Origin of the sequence: Microcoleus sp. LAD1_D5, from assembly GCF_036702115.1 — a bacterium.
GTDB lineage: Bacteria > Cyanobacteriota > Cyanobacteriia > Cyanobacteriales > Microcoleaceae > Microcoleus.
In genome coordinates this window covers 1-4,621 of record NZ_JAUBSA010000153.1, presented here as the reverse complement: position 1 = coordinate 4,621, position 4,621 = coordinate 1, and the positions used below count along the sequence as shown (strand labels likewise).

General features: G+C 48.3%; 8 protein-coding genes. 7 read left to right on the top strand and 1 reads right to left on the bottom strand.

What is annotated here, in order from left to right:
• Nucleotides 1–67: 67 nt before the first annotated feature.
• On the bottom strand, nt 68–217 hold the full coding sequence (locus QUA70_RS28105) for a hypothetical protein (RefSeq protein WP_333336315.1): 150 nt from the start codon (nt 215–217) through the stop codon (nt 68–70).
• Nucleotides 218–233: 16 nt separating this feature from the next.
• Here QUA70_RS28105 and QUA70_RS28100 point away from each other — a divergent pair, with 16 nt between their 5' ends.
• The 7 genes from QUA70_RS28100 (at nt 234) to QUA70_RS28070 (ending at nt 4,563) form a co-directional block, all read left to right on the top strand.
• On the top strand, nt 234–572 hold the full coding sequence (locus QUA70_RS28100; protein WP_333336313.1) for a hypothetical protein: 339 nt from the start codon (nt 234–236) through the stop codon (nt 570–572).
• A complete protein-coding gene (locus QUA70_RS28095) occupies nt 572–835 on the top strand; it encodes a hypothetical protein (RefSeq protein WP_333336310.1) in 264 nt (87 codons plus the stop codon). Before QUA70_RS28100 ends, QUA70_RS28095 begins: the two co-directional genes overlap by 1 nt.
• Nucleotides 826–1,371 carry a hypothetical protein gene (locus QUA70_RS28090; RefSeq protein ID WP_333410770.1) on the top strand — a complete coding sequence of 182 codons (546 nt, stop codon included), beginning with the start codon at nt 826–828 and terminating at the stop codon, nt 1,369–1,371. The genes QUA70_RS28095 and QUA70_RS28090 overlap by 10 nt, the downstream gene beginning before the upstream one ends.
• Before the next feature lie 53 nt (nt 1,372–1,424).
• A complete protein-coding gene (locus QUA70_RS28085; RefSeq protein ID WP_333336305.1) occupies nt 1,425–1,763 on the top strand; it encodes a hypothetical protein in 339 nt (112 codons plus the stop codon).
• 123 nt (nt 1,764–1,886) lie between these two features.
• A complete protein-coding gene (locus QUA70_RS28080) occupies nt 1,887–2,345 on the top strand; it encodes a hypothetical protein (RefSeq protein ID WP_333336303.1) in 459 nt (152 codons plus the stop codon).
• Between the two features lie 207 nt (nt 2,346–2,552).
• Nucleotides 2,553–3,383: a hypothetical protein gene (locus QUA70_RS28075; RefSeq protein WP_333351030.1), complete on the top strand. Its 831-nt coding sequence runs from the start codon at nt 2,553–2,555 to the stop codon at nt 3,381–3,383.
• 190 nt (nt 3,384–3,573) lie between these two features.
• Nucleotides 3,574–4,563: a DUF3987 domain-containing protein gene (locus tag QUA70_RS28070; protein ID WP_333351032.1), complete on the top strand. Its 990-nt coding sequence runs from the start codon at nt 3,574–3,576 to the stop codon at nt 4,561–4,563.
• Nucleotides 4,564–4,621: the final 58 nt, after the last annotated feature.

Below are 4,621 nucleotides of genomic sequence, written 5' to 3'. Positions count from 1 at the left end.
TGGTCATTCTTTAACGTTATATGCTTGCTATGCAAGCATTATAACGTATTTTCACCGTATTTTTTGTTTAAGTCCCGCTATTCGGTGGCGGCCAGTCGGACGCTGGCAAACTTTCGGCTGGCAACGACGGCAACCACGCGATCGACAAATCTAAGGTATTGGCACAGACTGATGCAGGAGTAATTACCCCGAATACACCCGGCAATTTTTCCAGCATCCGATCTGTTCCTGTTGTGCCAGACCCGCGCTATTTTGACCGCGAGCAAGCCGACAAATTAAAAGAGCTAGCCAAGGAAAAGACCGACGGCGCGAGGCAGTCTAAGCGGGCTTACAAAGCTTTGACCAAGATTGAGGAAGCCGACAAAACCGTGCACAAAGAGCACCGGAAATATGAGGGAGTGGTCGCAGAGAATGAACTCGGTAAGAAGCGCGCTGATGCTGGTTTAGCCAAGAAACTGCACGGACTCCGACCCGGTTACGCACGGTTGGGTTTTGGGATTGACAAAGCAGACTCCGACGGCAGGACTCGGATTGATGCGATTAAAGCCAAGTTGATGGGAGGCACAAACTAATGAGAGCGATGTATCTGGCAAATTACTTTATTGCCGGGTGCATCGCTTCCTCCCTTTTGGGATGGATAGCGAGTTTGCATCCAATGGCAATGAGAGCGATCGTCTTTTTAGCAGTAGCAGCCTTTGTTTTGTGGGGCTTGTGCTGGCTGCTTGATTTTTCGGTTAGTGGCTGGCTCAAAATCTCAATGCAAAATCTGCAAGCTTTGTTGATGGCAGCGCTGGCAATGGCAGGCATCGGCGCGGGGGTGTTTCTATGCAGTTGAAAATGTTCGTCCTTAGCGGCGCGGCCGTTGCGCTGTGGCTAGCTTCCTTGACCGCACTTGACGAGCGTATTGGCTGGCACAAATCGGTGCAAGGTTTAAGTCTCTGTACAGCAATTGCTTGTGCAGTATCGGCGGGTAACATTGCCCGCAAACTAGCAGAGGAAAATGAAATTGAGTTCATCAAAACCAGGGCGATTAATGCCGATGTAATTGATGAAATCTCGACAAGTGCCTACATTTCCCAGCAACAAAGACAGCAGGAAGCAGAACTTATTCTGGCAAGCCCTGGGGCTGACGTGGAAAAAAGCCGGAAAGCGCTGGAAGCTATATATCACAGCGACTTGCAGAATACCACTTCCGCTTCCGAGTCTCCCGATTACCCTATATATTTGGAAGTTTGCAAGTCAAAGGAAGCGGGTAAATCACCCACTTGGATTATTGAAAATGTCCTCAAAATGGAAGGGCGAAAATTCTCAGAAGGTAAGGTCAAACTGCAAGATTTACTCAATCAGTTTGAGGGGGAGGGTGATGACTAGACAGCCGAATATATAGCGTTTCTCAGATAAATGAGGTATACAGAAACCCTGTATTGTCAAGCTTTCCAGGTCAAAATTCGTACCTCACCTTTTTGAGAAAGGCTATACCAACAACAGCAGCCTTAAAATTGACTGGTACTAAGTCGGAAATAGAACTGGTGTTAGCGGTTTTGCGGGGCAAGGACTTCTTCTGGAAAACTAACGGCAAGTTCTACCCACAACGGGGGGAGGGGAATCAGTACGCCTATTACCTCAATGACTTGCAAATACCTCAGCTTGGGGTAGCAGTCTCACCAACACCAACACCAGGAGAACCCCAACCTCAACCGTGGGATGCAGTTTTGGGTGTAAAGACTGCTAGTGAAGCACACATTCCCAAACCCTTGCGGTGAAAGACGTGTGAGACAGACTGAACTGGCGACACCTTAAGGTGTCGCCAGTTTAATCTTTCCCCCTTTCTTGACCCTCTGTTTGCCAACTTCTGAAGGAACCCAAAGGAGGAGTAAAATTGACAAATGATAAAAATCGACCTCGCAACTTCTAAATCTCTTGAAGAAGCGCTCCTGGCGAGTGTCGATAGTCGTGCGCGTAAAATCATCCTCTCTCGCCCTAAATCCGACATCCAACGGATGTATCAGCACGCGCTCACTACAGAAGCAATGAAAAGGCTACAGCGCCCTGGTAAAGGCTATTGTCAAATTGAGTTGTGTGCGCCAGATGAATCTCTACCTCTGGCTACGTGGTGGGAAGCCTTCTTAATCTGGCATGAGTTCAATTGGCGTGTAGAGCTTGAACCTCCCGAAAGGTTGAGATTCTCAGGCGCTATCCACGACACAGATACAGGGGTTGAATCAGTAGAGAAAATTGAGACAAGCGCTGGTACTAGACCGCCACCTCAGAAACCTTTTACTTCTATCCCGAAAGCCGAAATAGGTGGCTGCGCTCGCAGCGATAGCCCTGCCCCCGCAATTTAATTCGCGGGCTGTTCCTCCTATGCCTTCAATTTTTCGACAAATGTAAACGCCAAAAAACCGCTGCACTCAATTGGAACCTGAAGCAGCGGTCTTTGGATATGGTCGCGAGACCAACAATTCTTACTATGAATAGTAACTGGAACAACGGACGTCCTGCAAGTACCGCCAAACTCATTCGTGTAACAAAAGACAATCCTTGTCCTCACAGTGGCAAGCCTGACTGGTGCTACTCAATCGGTGAGTTGTCAGTCTGTAACCGCGAACAGCCAACCGCTACGGGCTGGGAAGCAACATCGAAAGCTGATAAGGACGGGAAAATTTACTACGCTCCCATCCAACAAAAAAGGTATCCGCCCCCGGCAGACTCGCTACTGGGAATACCCCGCCCGCGACGGCTCCCCATTGGTGCGAGTTGTAAGGTTTGACGACGGGCAAGGTGGCAAGCCTGACTGGACTCAGCAAAGCTGGGGCAAGTGCAAGAGTTCCCGACAGATTGGCTGGATAGGAGGCACGGAAGGGGTAGCGCGTGAAAATATCCCTATTTACCGCTACGCAGAGGTCAAAAAGGCGATCGCAAATAATGAGCTGATTTACCTTGTCGAGGGTGAGGCTTGTGCGGACATTTTGTGGGATTTAGGCTTGGCCGCTACCTGTAACATAGGTGACTCTAGCAAGTGGCGAAGCTCTGACACAAGCGATTTAGAAGGTGCAAAGGTTGTTATCGTTCCTGATCGCGATGAACCAGGTATCAAACACGCCGAGGTATTGGCTCAGGAATTCCCTAACGCCCTATGGCTTTATCCCTACCCAAACTCTAAAAGGTGGGAAAACGTACTCAAAAGTAAAGGGTTAGACATTGCTGATTGGATCGACCAACATCAAATAACCGCAGAGGATATCAAAGCCGCGATCGGAGAGAAGAAAGTTTTTGAGATTCCCCCGGCGGCAACAGCAAAAGTCATCCATCCTGAGAAATTCCAGATTCCCGACATCTCCGAGTTAGGGGAAGAAATCGAACACCTCCTAGAGCATTGGTAACAAGTTAATCTAAGAAAGCATTTGTCAATCAGCAATTATGCTCAACATTTACTCGGATTTTGGGCATAAAACTGAGATTTTGGCGATCGAGGAATCATGCCTCCATGATATTTATACTTACTCCCTCTCAAAGCGTGAATTTTCCACTCCTAAAAAAGCAGTTTTTTTGAGTAATATTATTGATTGACAAATGCAATTAAGTCTTAACTTGTCACCAATGCTCCTAGACTCCGACCTCAAGAAATCTCAGCTACAGCTTAAAATCTCCGAGCTAGCTCAAAGGTTCCGAGTCAATGCTGCAGATGTTTGGAAAATTTACCGCGACCGCGAGTGCGAGCAAGAGCAAGAAATAAACCAAGAGGATACCGCGGCCGAAGTTGCCCGATTGCTTTCGGCTCAAAGAGCACAGCTTGAACTATCAGAGATTTTGCCAGCCAGCCTTGCAGCGCCGATTAAGACTTTGGCAACACGGCTGAATCTGAAAACCGAGTGCTACTTAGCAGCGCTCCTCACTCAAGTTTCTAGTCTGTTCAAGGTTGGTTCAGAAGTTCTGCTCCGGCGCGATACCGATTATCGCTGCCCCCCTAACTATTTCGCAGGCATTGTAGCTGAGTCATCTCAAAAGAAATCACCCATCATGCGGGCAATAATTGACCGGCCAATGCAGCCACTGCGAGAGAAAGCACGGGAAGAGTACCGCAAAGCTTGCGACGACTACGAGCAGGAAATTGCCGACTATAAGTCCCACAAAAAGAAACAATCAGGAGATGAACCTCAAGGCCCGCCACCGAAACCACCGCGCCAAAGACTTTACTCTTTCTCCAAAGCTACAGGTGAAGGGATTTTGTATCAGGTCGCAGAGCATCCCGATCAGGCTCTGATGTACCGCTGCGACGAACTGGCAGGACTATTTAAGTCAGCCAATCAATACCGAGGGGGTAAGGGTAGCGACGATGAGGACTTGCTTGAGTTCTGGAACGGTACAGGCAGCACAGTTCTGCGGGCTTCTGGAACTAAGGCGGATTTAGATGGTTTGTGGTTGAGCGTTTTTGGAACCATCCAGCCCGATGTATTGGCAACACTTCTCAAGGATTGCAGCGACTCAAACGGTAAGTTCGCTCGGTTTGAATTTGTTTTTCAGCCGTTGGCCGCGTCTAAGTTGGGCTTGCTGAAAAAGTGAGAAAACAGCATTTAGAAAGATGAGTGAATTCGAGTTCTCCTCGGCAATATAAGTTTTG